The sequence below is a fragment of the Stenotrophomonas veracruzanensis genome, from assembly GCF_032911525.1.
Lineage (GTDB): Bacteria > Pseudomonadota > Gammaproteobacteria > Xanthomonadales > Xanthomonadaceae > Stenotrophomonas > Stenotrophomonas africana.
On sequence record NZ_JAWJTI010000007.1, the window covers coordinates 76,737 to 93,486 of the forward strand.

Consider the following 16,750-nt stretch of genomic DNA (forward strand, 5'->3'; position numbering starts at 1 on the left):
GGAGCATCCCGATGTCCATCGAAAAGGTTCTGTACACCGCCCAGGCCACCTCCACCGGCGGCCGTGAAGGCCGTTCCGTCTCCTCCGACAACGTGCTGGACATCCAGCTGTCGACCCCGCGCGAGCTGGGCGGCGCCGGTGGCCCGGGCACCAACCCGGAGCAGCTGTTCGCAGCCGGCTACTCGGCCTGCTTCCTGGGCGCGCTGAAGTTCGTGGCCGGCCAGGCCAAGGTCGCGCTGCCGGCCGACACCACCGTGACCGGCAAGGTCGGCATCGGCCAGATCCCGACCGGCTTCGGCATCGAGGCCGAGCTGACCATCAACGTGCCGGGCGTGCCGCGCGAGCAGGTCGAAGAGCTGGTGCAGAAGGCGCACATCGTGTGCCCGTACTCGAATGCCACCCGCGGCAACATCGACGTGACGCTGATCGTTGCCTGATGCGGTGATGCCGGCCAGCGGCCGGCACTACCCGCGTGCAGGGCAAAAAAAATGGGCGGATGCCGGTCGAAACCGGGCATCCGCCCATCCCACCTCGGGTGGGCCCCGGAGCGCGCCAGGGACGCATTTGCTTCTGTAGAGCCGAGCCCATGCTCGGCTGATCCGTCCGGCGCTGGAACATCCGGCGGAAAAGCAACCGAGCATGGGCTCGGCTCTACCTACCCAAGCCTTATTTCTCGCTCGTGATGAGCTGCACGACGCTGGAGAAATCCAGCTTGCCGCGGCCGGCCTGGTGGTTCATCGAGTACAGGTTGCGGGCCACTTCGCCCAGCGGAATCGAAGCGCCGACACTCATCGCCGCTTCCACCGCCAGGCCCATGTCCTTCAGCATCAGATCGCTGCCGAAACCGCCGCTGTAGCCGCGCGAGGCCGGGGCGTTTTCCAGCACACCCGGCCACGGGTTGCACACTTCGGTGGCCCAGCTGCGGCCGGTGCTGACCGCCATCATCTGCGACAGCACCTTCGGGTCCAGCCCGTGCGCCACGCCAAGGGCGATGGCTTCACCGGTCACCGCCATGATCACGCCCAGCGCCATGTTGTTGCACAGCTTGGCGACCTGGCCGGCACCGCTGGCGCCGACATGGAAGATGTTCTTGCCCATTGCCTGCAGCACCGGGCGGGCGCGTTCCAGCGCGTCCTCTTCGCCACCGACGATGAAGGTCAGGGTGCCGGCCTGGGCACCGGCGGTACCGCCCGATACCGGCGCGTCGATCATCTGCAGGCCACGCGCGGCCGCGGCTTCCGAAACCTTGCGGGCGCTGGCCGGCGCGATCGTGCTGCAGTCGATGACCAGTGCGCCCGCCGGAATCGCGGCAAGAATGCCGTCCTCGCCCAGGTACACGCCTTCGACGTGGCGGCTGGCCGGCAGCATCGAAATCACCACTTCGGCGTCGACCAAGGTTTCGCGCGCCGATGCGGCGGCGCTGGCGCCGGCATCGACGGCGGCCTGTACCGCGGCCGGGACCAGATCGAACACGCGCACGGTGTGGCCGTTCTTGACCAGATTGGCGGCCATCGGGCCACCCATGTTGCCCAACCCGATGAATGCAATGCGGCTCATGCAAGGCTCCTTTCAACAAGGGGAGTGCCCAGGTCAGCCAGCGGGTGCGCGGCATCGGCCCAGGGGGAAGCGAAGAAGGTGTCGGCCCACGCGCCGGTGGCCTCGGCCAGGGTGGCCGGGTTCCACTGCGGATTGCGGTCCTTGTCGATCAGCAGCGCGCGGATGCCTTCGGCGAAATCACCGTGGGCGGCGCAATGCAGGGCGACGATGTATTCCAGGCGATAGATCGCGGCCAGGTCCTGGCCGGCACTGCGGCGCTGCAGTTCGTACGCCAACCGTGCCGAACCCGGTGCGCCGGCGGCGAGGGTCTTCTGTGCCGCCTGCAACCAGGCATCGTCGGTCTGCAGACCGGCAATGCGCGCCACGATGGTCTGCAGATCATCGCCTTCGCACAGCGCCTCGACCTGCGCTGCATTGGCCAGCAGCGGACCGGTCGCAGCATCACTGGCATGCGACTGCAGCAGATGCGTCAGGCGTTCGTGGTTGTGTGCGGCATCACTGGACCAGGCCACCTGCAGCAACGCATCGAACACCGCGCTGCGGCGTTCTTCAGCCACGTGCACGTCGGCCAGGCCGGCGTAGATTGCATCGCCCGGGTTGAGCAGTGCGCCGGTCAGGGCCAGGAACAGGCCGCCCTTGCCCGGCACGCGCGGCAGTAGCCAGCTGCCACCGACATCGGGGAACAAACCAACAGTGATTTCCGGGAAAGCCAGCTTGGAGCGCTCGCTGACCACGCGGTGGCTGGCGCCGGACATCAGGCCGATGCCGCCGCCCATCACGATGCCATGGCCCCAGCACAGGATCGGCTTGGCGTAGGTGTGGATGAGGTAATCGACGCGGTATTCGACGTCGAAGAACTCGGCTGCGTAGTCGTTCTCGCGGATGTCGCTGCGGCCGGCCTCGCGGAAGGCAACCATGCTCTTGTACAGGCTGTGCAGGTCGCCGCCGGCGCAGAACGCCTTCTCACCGGCACCCTGCAGCACTACCATGGCGATGCCGTCGTCATCGGCCCAGGCATTCAGCTGCTTCAGCAACAGGTGCGCCATCGGCAGCGAAAAACCATTGAGCGTGCGCGGCGCGTTGAGCGTGGCGATGCCGATGCGCGTGCCGTTGCTGGCCACGCGCTCTTCGAACAACACCGGTGCGTCGTCGGCAGCGGTGTCGGTGCTCATGCGTTCTTCCACTGCGCGGCGCGCTTTTCCAGGAAGGCAGTCACGCCCTCGACCTGATCAGCGGTATCGAACAGGTCGACGAAGGCTTCGCGCTCGGCCACCAGCGCCGAGGCGTGGGTGCCGGTGCGGGTGGACTGCACCAGGGTCTTGCAGGCGGCGATGCTGGTCGGGCTCTGCTTGCCGGCCTTCTTCGCCCATTCCAGGGCCAGTGCCTTGGATTCGCCCTTGCCGACCTTTTCTTCGGCCAAGCCAATGCGCAGTGCGGTCTCGGCATTGATGCGCTCGCCCAGCAGGATCATGCGCTTGGCCCAGCCCTCGCCGACCAGGCGCGGCAGGTTCTGGGTGCCACCGGCGCACGGCAACAGGCCGACGGTGGCCTCCGGCAGCGCCACCTGGGCGTGGTCTTCGATGATGCGCAGGTCGCAGGCCAGTGCGCATTCCAGGCCACCGCCCATGGCGTAGCCGTTGATCGCGGCGATCGACACACCACGGAAACCGGACAGCGCTTCGAAGGCTTCACCGAAACGGCGCGCGGCTTCACGTGCAGCGGCCTTGTCACCGGAGGCGAACTGGTTGAGGTCGGCACCGGCGGAGAAGAATTTCTCGCCGTCACCGGTGATCACCAGCGCGTAGATGTCGCGGTCTGCGTTGAGCGCGCCGACCAGGTCGCGCAGCGCTGACAGACTGTGCACGGTCCAGGTGTGCGCCGGCGGGTTGTTCAGGGTGACCACGGCGGTGTGGCCATCGACCTCCAGCTTCAGGCCCACGTGCTCCTGGGTACGCCAATCCTTCATCGCAGTTCCTCTTCGGTGTTGAGCAGGTGACGGGCAACGATCACCCGCATGATCTCGTTGGTGCCTTCCAGGATCTGGTGCACGCGGCAGTCACGCAGCAGGCGCTCGATCGGGTATTCGCGGATGTAGCCGTAGCCACCATGGATCTGCAGCGCTTCGTTGCAGACGTTGAAACCGGCATCGGTGGCGAAGCGCTTGGCCATCGCGCACCACACGTTGGCGTCGCTGGCACCGGCATCGAGCTTGCGCGCGGCGGTATGCACCATCTGCCGTGCGGCGACCAGCTGGGTGACCATGTCGGCCAGCTTGAACTGCAGCGCCTGGAATTCGGCCAACGCCTTGCCGAACTGGCGGCGCTCGCCCATGTAGCGGCGTGCGGCGTCCAGCGCGCCCTGCGCGGCGCCCAGCGAGCAGGCGGCGATGTTGATGCGGCCGCCATCGAGCCCCTTCATCGCCAGCTTGAAGCCGCCGCCTTCCTCTCCCAGAAGGTGGCTGACCGGCACGCGGACGTTCTCGAAGGTGATGCCGCGGGTGGGCTGGCTGTTCCAGCCCATCTTTTCTTCCTTGCGGCCGAAGCTGATGCCCAGCAGGTCCGACGGCACCGCAATCGCGCTGACACCGCCGGCACCGGCACCGCCGGTACGCGCCATCACCACCAGCAGCTCGGTGGCACCGGCGCCGGAGATGAAGGCCTTGGAACCGTTCAGCACATAGAAGTCGCCATCGCGCACGGCCGTGGTCTTCAGCGACGCCGCATCGGAACCGGCACCCGGTTCGGTCAGGCAGTACGAGGCCAGCTTGTTGCCCGAGGACAGATCGGTGCCCCACGCATCGCGCAGCGCCGGCTGGCCCCACGTGGACACCATCCACGAGGCCATGTTGTGGATGCTGATGTAGGCCGCGGTCGACGGATCAACGTTGGCGAGCTCCTCGATGACGACGGCGGCGTCCAGTCGGCTCAGGCCGCTGCCGCCCACTTCCGGGTCCATGTACAGACCGCAGAAGCCCAGTTCACCGGCCTTGGCGATCGCCTCGCGCGGAAAGATGCCCTCCGCATCCCATCGCGCGGCGTGCGGCGCCAGTTCGGCTTGCGCGAAGTCGCGCGCCGCCTCGCGGTACGCCTGCTGTGCTTCTTCCAGTTCCGTCGTCATCGAGTGGCTCATGGCTGCTCCTGCCGTTACTTCAGGCTGATCGTGGTGTTGACGCCATGGCTCAGCGTTTCGTCATCGAACCAGCGCGCGGTGACCGTCTTGGTCTGGGTGTAGAACAGCACCACCTGCTTGCCGTACGGACCCAGGTCACCCAGCTTGGACGCGCGCGAGCCGGTGAACGAGAACAGCGGCACCGGCACCGGGATCGGCACGTTGATGCCGACCTGGCCGACGTCGATGTCTTCCTGGAACTTGCGCGCGGCGGCGCCGGACTGGGTGAACAGGGCGGTGCCGTTGCCGTTCGGGTTGCTGTTGACCATCGCGATGGCGTCTTCCAGCGTTTCCGCTTCGAGGATGACCAGCACCGGCCCGAAGATTTCTTCCTGGTAGATGCGCATGTCGGTGGTGACACCGGCAAAGATGGTCGGGCCGACGAAGTTGCCCTTCTCGAAGCCATCCACCTGCGGCTTGCGGCCATCCAGTACCAGCTTGGCGCCCTGCTCCACGCCCGAGGCGATCAGGCCTTCCACGCGCTCGCGGGCGCTGCAGGAAATGACCGGGCCGACATCAGTGCCGGACACGGTGCCGGCGCTGACCTTGAGGGTCTTGGCCTTGGTCACCAGATCCTGCACCCAGTTGCGCGCTTCACCGACCAGCACCAGGGTGGAGGCGGCCATGCAGCGCTGGCCGGCCGCACCGAAGGCGGCGCCGACCATCGCGTTGAGGGTCTGCTCCTTGTTGGCGTCCGGCAGCACCACGGCGTGGTTCTTGGCGCCCATCATGCACTGCACGCGCTTGCCGGCCAGCGAGGCGCGGTTGTAGACGTGGGTACCGACGCGGGTGGAACCGACGAACGACACGGCCTTGATGTCCGGGTGGTCGCAGATCGCGTTGACCACTTCCTCGCCACCGTGGACGACGTTCAGCACGCCCTTCGGAATGCCCGCTTCCAGCGCCAGCTCGACCAGGCGCATGGTGACCATCGGGTCCTGCTCGGACGGCTTGAGGATGAAGGTGTTGCCGGTGGCAATGGCCATCGGGAACATCCACAGCGGGATCATCGCCGGGAAGTTGAAGGGGGTGATGCCGGCGCACACGCCCAGCGGCTGCATGATCGTGTAGGTATCCACGCCATTGGCCACGTTGTTGGCCAGCTCGCCCAGCTGCAGGTTACCGATGGCGGCGGCATGCTCGACCACTTCCAGGCCACGGAACACATCGCCTTCGGCGTCCGGCAGGGTCTTGCCCTGTTCGGCGGTGAGGATGTGGGCCAGCTCGCTCATGTTCTCGCGGATCAGCTGCTGGTACTTCAGGAAGATGCGCGCGCGGGTACCGATGGGGGTCTTGCGCCAGGTCTTGAAGGCTTCCTTGGCGGCGGCGACGGCGGCGTCCACTTCGCCGGTGGTGGCGAACGGCACCTTGGCCAGCACGTCCTGGGTGGCCGGATTGATCACGTCCTGCCAGTGGGAAGTGGCCGATTCAACGAACTGGCCATCGATCAGCATGCGGATACGGGGCGCTGCAACAGTCATGACGACAAATCCCACGGGGTGCGAAAGATGCTTGGCATTATTCACAGCACCCACCTCGATTTCCGGGCTGAATCCGCTTAATCTGGCCAACACGCCAGACGATTCATGTTAATTCTGTGAATTATTCAGCCACACAGCGGCAACTTGGCCTGCGCCTGCTGCGGCTGCGCGAGCAGCGTGGCTACAGCCAGGTGGACCTGGCCCGCGCCTTGGGCCTATCGGCCAGCTACCTGAACCAGATCGAGCGCAACAAGCGCCCGCTAACCCCGGCCGTGCAGAAGAAGCTGGGCGAGGTATTGGGCGATGTTTCCGCACTGTTCGACGAAGATGAGCCCGCCGCGCTGCAGGAGTCATTGGGCGAGACCCTGCGCGACCTCGGCCTGGCCGATGTCAGCGCGACCGAGCTGCGCGCCTTGGCCGGCAACCTGCCGCAGGTCAGCCGCGCGTTGCTGGACCTGCACCGCCGCCACCTGGCGCTGCGTGAGCATGCCGCCGCCCTGGAGTTCCAGCTGGGTGAACCCGGCGCCGGCAGCATCCTGCCCGCCGGTGACCAGGTGCGTGAGTTCTTCAACCGCATGCACAACCACATTCCCGAGCTGGATGAGCTGGCCGAGCGCCTGTTCGCCGAGTGGGGGCTGTCGCCCGGGCACGTGGCGCCGCGCCTGCGCCAGCTGTTGGCCGACCGCCATGGCGTGCTGGTGGAAGTGGCCGCGCTGCAGGCCGGGCGCGAAAAACGCCAGTACGACGCGGGCACGCGCCGGTTGTGGCTGCCGGACTACCTGGAGCCGGGCCAGCAGGCGTTCCAGATGGCCGCCGAGCTGGCCCTGCACGGCTACCTGCCGCAGATCGATGCGGTGGTGGCACGTGCCGGCTTCACCGATGAGGCACGCATCGCGCAGGCGCGGATTGGCCTGTCGAATTACTTCGCCGGTGCGTTGGTGATGCCGTATATGCGTTTCCTGCGGGCGGCCGAAGCCAGCAGCTACGACATCGAGCTGCTGGCTCACCAGTTCGGCGTGGGCTTTGAAGCGGTCTGCCATCGGCTGAGCACGCTGGCGCGGCGCAGTGCGCCCGGCCTGCCGTTCTTTTTCATCCGCGTGGACCGCGCCGGCAACGTGTCCAAGCGCCATTCGGCCACCGATTTCCATTTCTCGCAGGTGGGTGGTTCGTGCCCGCTGTGGATCGTCTACGAGGCGTTCAACCAGCCCGGCCGCATTCTTACGCAGACGGCGCGCATGCCCGACGGGCGGCGGCATTTCTGGCTGGCGCGGCAGGTCAGCAGTGGTCCGGTCGGCCATGGCCAGCCACGCAAGACCTTCGCGGTAGCGCTGGGCTGCGACCTGCAGCATGCCGAGCGGCTGGTGTACTCACTGGGGCTGGATGTGCAGAGCCCGGGCAATTCGGTTTCGATCGGGCCGGGTTGCCGGGTGTGCCCGCGCGAGGACTGCATGCAGCGCGCGTTCGCGCAGTTGCCGGGGCGGTAGGGTTGGTTCGGCAGGGCTGCGCCCTGCACCTGCTTCAATCCAAGGCAACACCAAAAGCAACAGCGGGCTTTCCGTGGGATGGCAGGGTGGATCCGGTTGCGGGGGACGCCGTAAACCCGTCCTTGGGGGCTTGGCCGCGGCATCCATGCCGCGGACACCCCCGCAACCGGACCCACCCCGCCTTCGACAGTTTCCTGCCATCTGTCGGAACGACGTATTGCCCTGGTAGGTGTCGACCTTGGTCGACACGGTAGATCCACGCCATGCGTGGATGCTCTTCGATGAATGTTCGAAATATCCGATTTCGATGGACATTCATCCACGCATGGCGTGGATCTACTACCGGGTCAGTAGATCGGCGTCACCTTCATCTGCGGCAGCGGGCGTGGTGCACCGTCAGTGAGGTCGGGGCCGAGGTCCTCCCAGCTGCGGCCCTGCTCGACCATCAACCCCCACAGCTGCTGCGAGGCCAGCCGCTTGTCTTCCGAGCCCAGCTTGTACGAGGGCGGAGACGGTTCACCGCGGGCAACCATCGAGTACGCCGCGCGGTAGGCCAGCACCTGCTGCGCCGGGTCGTCGGTTCGCGCCACTTCCAGCGTGTAACGCTGATAGGCCGACGCCAGGTTGCGCCAGCGGATCCAGTAGTGGTTCTCGAACGAGAACGAACAGAAGCGCGCACCAGCCAGGCTGCCCTTGTCGGCGATGCGGGACAGCACCTCCTGCGGCATGTCCAGATTCATGCCACCTTCGTCGCCCTGCAGGCTGACGTGCACGATGCGGTCGCGGTAGCCCGGCGCGCGCGCCTGCAGCAGATCGCGCCAGTTCTGCATGGTCGCCACCACCGCGAACAGGAAGCGGCCCAGCTCGGCGGCCGCCAGCGGTGTGGCGATCGACTGGTAGGTGCGCTGCCAGCCGTGTCGGTTTTCGGTGGGCAGGAACACGGCGTGTTCCAGCGACTGGCGGCCACTGCTGCCGTGGTTCACCTCTTCGGCGTGCTGCGGGTAGACCAGATTGATGGCGAAGGTCGGCCAGCGTGGCAACGCGGCATCGAACAGATGGATCGGGAAGTTGCTGCTGATGCCACCATCGGAGAACCAGCAGATGCGGAAGGCGGTGATCACCGGACCGCAAGCCTGCCCGGCGCTGGTCAGTCCTTCCATGCTGTCGGCCACGTTGTGCTCGGGGTCGGCCGCCGGCGCGGTCGGTTCGCAGCGACGCTCGCGCCGCGAGGGCTCGTGCAGCGGCACTGCGCTGATCAACAGCGGGAAGCTCAGGCTCATGCGCGTGGCCACCAGCACCGGCAGCTGCGGGCCCGGCGGCAGGTGGTAGTACTGCCGCCCTTCCACCTCCAACGGCGGGCCGGCCTGCGTCACCAGCCACTGCACCACGCTGGCCGGGAACAGCTGCTCGAATTCCTCGCGCAGGAACCAGAACTGCGCGCCACCCAGCGGCAGCGTACGCGGCTCGTTGTGCGACACGCAGGTGGTGATCATCTGCAGGCTGATCGCATGCGGGCTGTCCGGCTCGCCGGCATAGCGCGGCGCGTCGTGCAGGTCGGCGAAGGTGAGCGGTGCATCCAGCGGCTTGCCGGACAACTGCTGCAGGCATTCGTGCAGCCACTCGGTCAGTGCCGGCGTGCGTGCATCGCGGCCGAGTCCACTGCACAGGCCCAGCAGGTTGCGCCGCGCCACACGCGCGACCCGCAGCGCGGCACCGGCTACGCCGGCACCATATGCACACAGCAGCGACGGCAGCAGCGTGGCCGCCACGCCGCTCCAACCACCGCCCCACCAGCCCAGGCCGAGCAGCAGCGCCAACGACACCAGCACTTCCAGCGGCGCGATCTCGAACACGGCAACGGCCAGGCACAGCAGCTTGTGCGGCAGGCTGGCATTGCCGGTCAGCACCACCAGCAGCCGATAGGCCGCGCGCGCGCCGCGCGCCGGCTGGAACAGGCTGTAGATGAAGCCGCGCCGCGACAGCTGCGCCGATACCGCCGACAACCCGCCATAGCCGGCATCGCCGGGCAGGTGCTCGCCGGCCTGCTGACGGCGATCACCACACGCTGCCGCAGCCGCCACCGCCGCGGCGATGGCGCCGGCCGAAGTGCCGCCGATGCTCTTGAAGCGATACTCGCGCGCCAGCGCCAGTACCGCATTGGGATACACGATGCCGCTGGTGATGCCGCCTTTCATGACCAGATCGCAGTACTTGTCCGCCACTGTCTTGCCCCCGAGCATGCCGTCCGCCGCGTGGGTACCAGTATGGCGCAGAGGCTTCTCAGGGCCTGAGAACACCACCGCAGTCCGGGCAGGAATCTGCGGCGTTCAGCCGATGGCATGCCTGCAGGCTTGACCCGTCCCGCCATCGGCGTAGCATCTGCAGCAAGCCAAGGGACAGACCCGCGGCTGCCACAACGACATGAGGGATTCTCATGGAATTCGACTATCTCGTCTTCATCGGGCGATTCGAGCCCTTCCACAACGGCCACGCCGCCGTTGCCCGCCTGGCCCTGAGCCGGGCCCGCAAGCTGATCTTCCTGGTCGGTTCTGCCGATACTCCCCGCAGCCTCCGCAATCCCTGGACCGTGGCCGAACGCGCCGTGATGATCCAGGCTGCCCTCGATGGCCACACCGACCGCCTGCTGATCCGCCCGCTGCGCGACCACCTCTACAACGAAGCGCAGTGGATCGCCAACGTGCAGCGCCAGGTGGCCGAGGCCCTGCGCAACGATGGTGCCGCCGCCGATGCGAAGGTGGGCCTGATCGGCATGGACAAGGATGCCTCCAGCTATTACCTGCGCGAATTCCCGCAGTGGCCGCTGGTGGACGTGCAGCACACCGCCACCCTGTCGGCCACCGAGCTGCGGCGTTACCTGTTCGAAGCCGGCGACGTCGACTTCCACGGCGCGCTGCTGATGTTGCGTGGCAACGTGCCGGCGCCGGTGTACGACATGCTCGAAGCGTTCCGCAAGAGCGCGCCTGCCTATGGCCAGCTGGTGGCCGAGTACCGCTTCATCGAACAGTACAAGGCCGCCTGGAAGGATGCGCCCTACGCGCCCACCTTCGTCACCACCGATGCGGTGGTGGTGCATTCGGGCCACGTGCTGCTGGTGCGGCGCCGCTCGGAACCCGGCAAGGGGCTGTGGGCGCTGCCCGGCGGCTTCGTTGGCCAGGAACAGAGCCTGCTCGACAGCTGCCTGCGCGAACTGCGCGAAGAGACCCGGCTGAAGATTCCGCTGCCGGTGCTGAAGGGTTCGCTGAAGGGACAGCAGGTCTTCGACCATCCCGACCGCAGCCAGCGCGGCCGCACCATTACGCACGGTTTCCACTTCGAATTCCCGGCCGGTGACCTGCCCCCGGTGCGCGGTGGCGACGATGCCGACAAGGCCCGCTGGATACCGGTAAGCGAAGCCCTGGACATGGGCCCGCAGCTGTTCGAAGACCACCTGCACATCCTGGAGTATTTCCTCGGCCGCGGCTGACAGGCCCGGCCTCCCCACTGGCGGATAGACCGCTGGTGTCACTCGACGCGAAGGAGCTTCCGTCATGCACTACCTCGATAATCTTCTTCTCAACACCGACAGCTACAAGGCCAGCCACTGGCTGCAGTACCCGCCGGGTACCGATGCCACGTTCTTCTACGTCGAATCACGTGGCGGCCTGCACGATCGCACGGTGTTCTTCGGCCTGCAGGCGATCCTCAAGGACGCGCTGGCACGGCCGGTCACCCACGCCGACATCGACGACGCCGCTGCGGTGTTCGCCGCGCATGGCGAACCGTTCAACCAGGACGGCTGGCGCGATATCGTCGACCGGCTTGGCGGCCACCTGCCGGTGCGCATCCGCGCCGTGCCCGAGGGCAGCGTGGTGCCCACCCACCAGGCCCTGATGACCATCGAATCGACCGATCCGGCCGCGTTCTGGGTGCCGTCGTACCTGGAAACGCTGCTGCTGCGCGTGTGGTACCCGGTCACCGTGGCCACCATCAGCTGGCACGCACGGCAGACCATTGCCGCGTTCCTGCAGCAGACCAGCGACGACCCGCAGGGGCAGCTGCCGTTCAAGCTGCACGACTTCGGCGCGCGCGGTGTCTCGAGCCTGGAATCGGCCGCGCTGGGCGGTGCCGCGCACCTGGTCAACTTCCTCGGCACCGATACGGTCTCGGCGCTGTGCCTGGCGCGCGCGCACTATCACGCGCCGATGGCCGGCTATTCGATTCCCGCCGCCGAGCACAGCACGATCACCAGCTGGGGCCGCGAGCGCGAGGTGGACGCCTACCGCAACATGCTGCGCCAGTTCGGCAAGCCCGGTGCGATCGTCGCGGTGGTGTCGGACAGCTATGACATCTACCGCGCCATCAGCGAGCACTGGGGCACCACCCTGCGCGATGAAGTGATCGCCTCGGGCGCTACCCTGGTCATCCGTCCCGACTCGGGTGACCCGGTGGAGGTGGTGGCTGAAAGCCTGCGCCGGCTGGATGAAGCCTTCGGCCACCTGATCAACGGCAAGGGCTATCGCGTGCTCAACCACGTGCGGGTGATCCAGGGCGATGGCATCAATCCGGACACCATCCGCGCAATCCTGCAGCGCATCACCGACGACGGCTACGCCGCCGACAACGTAGCCTTCGGCATGGGCGGTGCGCTGCTGCAGCGGCTGGACCGCGATACGCAGAAGTTCGCACTGAAGTGCTCGGCGGCGAGGGTCGAGGGTGAGTGGATCGACGTCTACAAGGATCCGGTCACCGACGCCGGCAAGGCCAGCAAGCGCGGCCGCATGCGCCTGCTGCGGCGCCTGGATGACGGCAGCCTGCATACGGTGGCATTGCCTCCCAGCGGTGACGAAACGCTGCCGACCGGCTTCGAAGACGCGATGGTGACCGTGTGGGAGAACGGCCGCCTGCTGCACGATCAGCGGATGGACGACATCCGCACGCGGGCGGCGGCGGGGTCTTGAGGGCGTGTTCCGGCTCGGCCAGCGATGAATGTGCTGCGGGACTTTCGAAGAACCATGCATCGAGTGGAATTGCCCGACTTTAGAGCACACAGCAAACCGCCTAGCGCAGGGTTTGTTTTGCCTTCCTTCCCAATGGCGGCTGCAACAATGGTCTAACACGGGGGACGGCCAAGCCTTCGTGTTCCTGTGATATACACAACAAATCTCTGGCAAAGCTACACACTGATTCAGAACAACAGCATCTAATTCAATCCACTACATGGAGTTGTTATGGAAAATCGCTCAAAACTCTTAAGCATCGAAGTCCGAAACATCGGCTGCATCGGCAACGATGGAGTCACCGTAGATCTGGACGACATTGTATGTCTGGTCGGTCGCAATAACGCCGGCAAGTCGACCGTTCTCAATGCATACGAACTGGCAAAGGGCCGGAAGTTTCGTGTTGATGCAGACCGGCACCAGCACGCGTCATCGGATCAATTGTCGGAAGTTGTTCTAAGGGTTCACATTCCCGACGGGCTTGGAAATGTTCATTCGAAGTGGAAGACAAAAGAAGGTGAACACCTAGTTGTAAAGAGCCGCTGGCAATGGTCCGGACCGAACTATGATGCCAACCGGCAGACATGGAATCCCGAGCTTGCAAATGGCGAGGGCGACTGGGATCAAGTGGAGAAGGCTTCCGGCTTGGACACAGTCTTTGGTTCACGCTTGCCGGAGCCAATTCGAATTGGCTCCCTCGATGATGCAACTAGTGCTCAGGATCAACTTCTGAAGCTTGCGTTGATCCCTCTTGAACGCGAGCTTGAGCGCGCCAGCAAGGATCCGTCATCTCCGCTAAGCGCTGCCGTCAAGAGCATCCAAGGGCAAGTGGAAGCAATGGCGAGTAGCCACATGGAGCATTTTGGTTCTATCGCAGACCGGGTCAGCACTGGATTCAAGGGAATCTTCCCTGATCTGGGCGTTAGCCTCGATCTGAAACCAGCAGTTCCAAGCATCAAGTTCTTCGACCTGGTGAAGAATGGATCGCAGATCAGCGTTCTAGATGGCGAGACTAGGACTGGCGCAGCTCTTCAGGGAACGGGCGCCAGGAGAGCCCTCTTTTGGGCAGTCCTCCAGGTTCACAATGAACTAGAGAGACAGAATAGGTCTCGTAACGAGCATCTCTCTACCCTTGAGAAGGAGCGAGATACCCTTAAGAAATCGATTGCAAAGCCAAAGAAGGGCGATGTTGTCGCTGACTTGGAAGCTCGGCTTGCTGCAGTATCGATTGAGATTGATGCACACGGGCAAGGTGCTCCACTTCCGGAGGACAAGGAAGACGTCGCCTTCCCCGGATACCTATTGTTGATCGATGAACCTGAGAACGCGCTTCACCCGATGGCAGCACGCGCTGCTCAGAAATACTTGTATGAGCTTGCCAAGAGTCAGGACTGGCAGGTGATGCTCACAACGCACTCTCCATACTTCGTAAATCCATTTGAGGATCACACGACTATCGTGCGGCTAGAGCGCTCAGCAGGTGAGCTTGGATCGCTCTCTACAAAGACATACCGCTCGGATGAAATTGAATTTGACGCAGATGAAAAGTCCAGGCTGCAAGCACTTCAGCAAATGGACCCGAGCTTTTCAGAGGTCTTCTTCGGCTCATACCCCGTTATCGTTGAAGGCGATACCGAGCATGCAGCCTTCCTAGCTGCGGCCACCGAAGAAGATGCTGCAATTGCTAGCCAAGTCACGCCGATCCGCGCAAGAGGAAAAGCTCTCATCGTTCCCATCATTAAAGTTCTTCGCCATTTCAAGATTCACTTCGGCGTGCTTCACGACCTGGACTCTCCGAAGAACAAGAATGGCAAGGGGAATGGCATGTGGACAGAGAACGAGAAGATATGGAACGAGGTACGGAACACTCAGAAGGCTGGAATACTAGTCAGGCATCGCGTTAGCATTCCTGACTTTGAACGGCTGCTCCACGGAGATGAGGCTGATAAGGACAAGCCTTTGAACGTGTACTTGCAGGTAAAGGCCTCAGAGGAGGCCAAATCCATCATTCAAAAGCTTTTCCAAGAGTTGCAGCACTCGGATGTTCACGGCCCCTTTGGCGAGATCGATGACATCGCAACGTATATGACACACGCTCAAACTGAACTTGGGAAGTGGGTGTGGGAGAAAGGGGTGCAGCTCGATCCACGATATGCGGGCCTTCCGCAACCCGGCACCGTACAGATTGCGTTGCCCGCAACTCCCGCACCTCTGATTTGAGTAGGTGGCAATAGGGTCAAGCATGGTTCCCCTTGACCCACGCCCACAACGCGTCCACCGTGGGCACGCCGAAGGTATCCCTGCCGTGGCATTGATGGCGGCAGGGATTTAAACGGGAATCCGGTGAAGACGCCTCGCGCGCCCATTCCGGAGCTGCCCCGCAGCGGTGAATGGAAACGAATCCTGCCAACAGCACTGGGCTCGCGCCTGGGAAGCGGCAGGTAGTAGGTGGGCTGCGGCCCGTGTCCATCAGCCCGAATACCGGCCCCGGCCGGGGGACACGACCGTCCCCTGACTCGACCTGGAATCTCCGCGGGGAGGTTGCCGGGGCCGTCGTTGTCCTGCGCGTGCAGGCGATGCGGCCGCGTGCGTCCTGTTCACGGTATCCGGCCAGACCTGTTCACCCACGCGCTGATGCATGGGCCACCGCCGTTGCCGGCGGTCCATGCGGTACCTGACGATGACCGAGCTCAAACGCCCCACCCTGACCCTGCCCGCCGACGGCAAGCGCCTGCTGCTGCATTCGTGCTGCGCGCCCTGCTCCGGCGAGGTAATGGAGGCGATCACCGCCTCCGGGATCGACTACGCGATCTTCTTCTACAACCCCAACATCCATCCGGTGAAGGAATACGAACTGCGCAAGCAGGAAAACATCCGCTTCGCCGAGCAGCAGGGCATTCCCTTCATCGACTGCGACTACGACACCGACAACTGGTTCAGCCGTGCCCGCGGCATGGAAAACGAGCCCGAACGCGGCATCCGCTGCACGATGTGCTTCGACATGCGCTTCGAGCGCACGGCGCTGTACGCGCACGAGCACGGCTACGACACCATCAGTTCGTCGCTGGGCATCTCGCGCTGGAAGAACATGGCGCAGATCAACGACTGCGGCATCCGTGCCGCGTCGCGCTATGAAGGCCTGCAGTACTGGGACTACAACTGGCGCAAGGGCGGCGGTGCCAGCCGCATGATCGAGATCAGCAAGCGCGAGCAGTTCTACCAGCAGGAATACTGCGGCTGCGTGTACTCACTGCGCGATGCCAACCGCCATCGCCGCGAGAACGGGCGCGAACGGATCAAGATCGGCCTGCTGTACTACGGGCAGGACGCTGAGACGCCGCAGGGCGATTGACGTGCAGGCATGGGGCGGCCACGCTGGTCGCCCCTTCTGTTGTACCGGAACTGCCATGACCGCCCTGCCCGCCGATGTCGCCCTGCTGGTGATCGACCTGCAGCCGGACTTCATGCCCGGCGGTGCGCTGGCCTGCGATCAGGGCGATGCGCTGGTGGCACCGATTGCCGATCTGCTGGCGCAGCGCCGCTACCGCACCGTGGTGGCGACCCAGGACTGGCACCCGGCCGACCACGCCTCGTTCGCCAGCCAGCACCCCGGCCAACGCCCCTTCGAGACCATCCTGCTGCATGCGCAGCCGCAGACCCTGTGGCCGGACCACTGCGTGCAGGGCAGCGCCGGTGCCGCCCTGCACCCGGACGTGGACTGGACCGTGGCCGACCTGATCCTGCGCAAGGGCACGCGCCAACAGGTGGATTCGTACAGTGCCTTCCGAGAGAACCATGGCCCCGATGGCGAGCGCCCGGCCACCGGCCTGGCCGGCTGGCTGCACGAACGCCGCATTCGCGAAGTGCACGTATGCGGCCTGGCCCGTGACTACTGCGTGCTGTGGAGCGCGCAGGACGCGGTGAAGTCCGGCTTCCGGGTGAAGTTCCTGTGGGAGCTGACCCGGCCGGTGACCGAAGCCAACGACGCGATGGTGCGCGAGGCGCTGGGCAAGGCGGGGATCGCGATCGTCTGAGTTGCCCTGTAGAGCCGAGCCATGCTCGG

Annotated in this window: 13 protein-coding genes and 1 riboswitch; of the genes, 7 read left to right on the forward strand and 6 right to left on the reverse strand. The window is 65.1% G+C overall.

What is annotated here, in order from left to right; translation table 11 throughout:
• Nucleotides 1-11: 11 nt before the first annotated feature.
• Nucleotides 12-437, forward strand: coding sequence for an organic hydroperoxide resistance protein (locus R1H25_RS07730; protein WP_004153735.1), 426 nt, complete (start codon nucleotides 12-14; stop codon nucleotides 435-437).
• Nucleotides 438-666: 229 nt separating this feature from the next.
• Here the strand turns inward: R1H25_RS07730 and mmsB are convergent, their stop codons facing one another.
• From mmsB to R1H25_RS07755, 5 genes are read right to left on the reverse strand one after another with little or no spacing between them, the layout of a single operon-like run.
• A complete protein-coding gene (gene mmsB, locus R1H25_RS07735; RefSeq protein WP_049448195.1) occupies nucleotides 667-1,557 on the reverse strand; it encodes a 3-hydroxyisobutyrate dehydrogenase in 891 nt (296 codons plus the stop codon).
• Entirely contained in the window at nucleotides 1,554-2,729 is a 1,176-nt protein-coding gene (locus R1H25_RS07740) for an enoyl-CoA hydratase/isomerase family protein (protein ID WP_317223241.1), read from the reverse strand. Before R1H25_RS07740 ends, mmsB begins: the two co-directional genes overlap by 4 nt.
• Nucleotides 2,726-3,523, reverse strand: coding sequence for an enoyl-CoA hydratase (locus R1H25_RS07745; RefSeq protein WP_049448190.1), 798 nt, complete (start codon nucleotides 3,521-3,523; stop codon nucleotides 2,726-2,728). The genes R1H25_RS07740 and R1H25_RS07745 overlap by 4 nt, the downstream gene beginning before the upstream one ends.
• On the reverse strand, nucleotides 3,520-4,686 hold the full coding sequence (locus R1H25_RS07750; protein ID WP_317223242.1) for an acyl-CoA dehydrogenase family protein: 1,167 nt from the start codon (nucleotides 4,684-4,686) through the stop codon (nucleotides 3,520-3,522). The genes R1H25_RS07745 and R1H25_RS07750 overlap by 4 nt, the downstream gene beginning before the upstream one ends.
• Before the next feature lie 14 nt (nucleotides 4,687-4,700).
• The gene (locus tag R1H25_RS07755; protein ID WP_317223243.1) at nucleotides 4,701-6,206 is read right to left on the reverse strand and encodes a CoA-acylating methylmalonate-semialdehyde dehydrogenase; all 1,506 of its coding nucleotides are present in this window, start codon (nucleotides 6,204-6,206) and stop codon (nucleotides 4,701-4,703) included.
• A gap of 116 nt (nucleotides 6,207-6,322) precedes the next feature.
• On the opposite strand from R1H25_RS07755, the gene R1H25_RS07760 reads away from it, so the two are divergent.
• Complete coding sequence (locus R1H25_RS07760; protein WP_088480262.1) at nucleotides 6,323-7,690, forward strand: short-chain fatty acyl-CoA regulator family protein; 1,368 nt, start codon at nucleotides 6,323-6,325, stop codon at nucleotides 7,688-7,690.
• 347 nt (nucleotides 7,691-8,037) lie between these two features.
• Here the strand turns inward: R1H25_RS07760 and R1H25_RS07765 are convergent, their stop codons facing one another.
• On the reverse strand, nucleotides 8,038-9,930 hold the full coding sequence (locus R1H25_RS07765) for a patatin-like phospholipase family protein (protein WP_317223244.1): 1,893 nt from the start codon (nucleotides 9,928-9,930) through the stop codon (nucleotides 8,038-8,040).
• A gap of 194 nt (nucleotides 9,931-10,124) precedes the next feature.
• On the opposite strand from R1H25_RS07765, the gene R1H25_RS07770 reads away from it, so the two are divergent.
• The 5 genes from R1H25_RS07770 (at nucleotide 10,125) to pncA (ending at nucleotide 16,721) form a co-directional block, all read left to right on the forward strand.
• The gene (locus R1H25_RS07770) at nucleotides 10,125-11,174 is read left to right on the forward strand and encodes a bifunctional nicotinamide-nucleotide adenylyltransferase/Nudix hydroxylase (RefSeq protein ID WP_005411941.1); all 1,050 of its coding nucleotides are present in this window, start codon (nucleotides 10,125-10,127) and stop codon (nucleotides 11,172-11,174) included.
• Between the two features lie 64 nt (nucleotides 11,175-11,238).
• Complete coding sequence (locus tag R1H25_RS07775; protein WP_317223245.1) at nucleotides 11,239-12,648, forward strand: nicotinate phosphoribosyltransferase; 1,410 nt, start codon at nucleotides 11,239-11,241, stop codon at nucleotides 12,646-12,648.
• A gap of 270 nt (nucleotides 12,649-12,918) precedes the next feature.
• The gene (locus R1H25_RS07780) at nucleotides 12,919-14,907 is read left to right on the forward strand and encodes an AAA family ATPase (protein ID WP_317223246.1); all 1,989 of its coding nucleotides are present in this window, start codon (nucleotides 12,919-12,921) and stop codon (nucleotides 14,905-14,907) included.
• Between the two features lie 69 nt (nucleotides 14,908-14,976).
• Nucleotides 14,977-15,192, forward strand: a riboswitch (cobalamin riboswitch).
• Nucleotides 15,193-15,352: 160 nt separating this feature from the next.
• Complete coding sequence (locus tag R1H25_RS07785; protein ID WP_373695555.1) at nucleotides 15,353-16,039, forward strand: epoxyqueuosine reductase QueH; 687 nt, start codon at nucleotides 15,353-15,355, stop codon at nucleotides 16,037-16,039.
• Between the two features lie 55 nt (nucleotides 16,040-16,094).
• Nucleotides 16,095-16,721: a bifunctional nicotinamidase/pyrazinamidase gene (gene pncA, locus R1H25_RS07790; RefSeq protein ID WP_317223248.1), complete on the forward strand. Its 627-nt coding sequence runs from the start codon at nucleotides 16,095-16,097 to the stop codon at nucleotides 16,719-16,721.
• Nucleotides 16,722-16,750: the final 29 nt, after the last annotated feature.

Coding starts and splice junctions, on each gene's coding strand:
- R1H25_RS07730 (WP_004153735.1), top strand. CDS start 12: ATGTCCATCGAAAAGGTTCTGTACACCGCCCAGGCCACCTCCACCGGC.
- mmsB (WP_049448195.1), bottom strand. CDS start 1,557: ATGAGCCGCATTGCATTCATCGGGTTGGGCAACATGGGTGGCCCGATG.
- R1H25_RS07740 (WP_317223241.1), bottom strand. CDS start 2,729: ATGAGCACCGACACCGCTGCCGACGACGCACCGGTGTTGTTCGAAGAG.
- R1H25_RS07745 (WP_049448190.1), bottom strand. CDS start 3,523: ATGAAGGATTGGCGTACCCAGGAGCACGTGGGCCTGAAGCTGGAGGTC.
- R1H25_RS07750 (WP_317223242.1), bottom strand. CDS start 4,686: ATGAGCCACTCGATGACGACGGAACTGGAAGAAGCACAGCAGGCGTAC.
- R1H25_RS07755 (WP_317223243.1), bottom strand. CDS start 6,206: ATGACTGTTGCAGCGCCCCGTATCCGCATGCTGATCGATGGCCAGTTC.
- R1H25_RS07765 (WP_317223244.1), bottom strand. CDS start 9,930: ATGCTCGGGGGCAAGACAGTGGCGGACAAGTACTGCGATCTGGTCATG.
- R1H25_RS07770 (WP_005411941.1), top strand. CDS start 10,125: ATGGAATTCGACTATCTCGTCTTCATCGGGCGATTCGAGCCCTTCCAC.
- R1H25_RS07775 (WP_317223245.1), top strand. CDS start 11,239: ATGCACTACCTCGATAATCTTCTTCTCAACACCGACAGCTACAAGGCC.
- R1H25_RS07780 (WP_317223246.1), top strand. CDS start 12,919: ATGGAAAATCGCTCAAAACTCTTAAGCATCGAAGTCCGAAACATCGGC.
- R1H25_RS07785 (WP_373695555.1), top strand. CDS start 15,353: ATGCGGTACCTGACGATGACCGAGCTCAAACGCCCCACCCTGACCCTG.
- pncA (WP_317223248.1), top strand. CDS start 16,095: ATGACCGCCCTGCCCGCCGATGTCGCCCTGCTGGTGATCGACCTGCAG.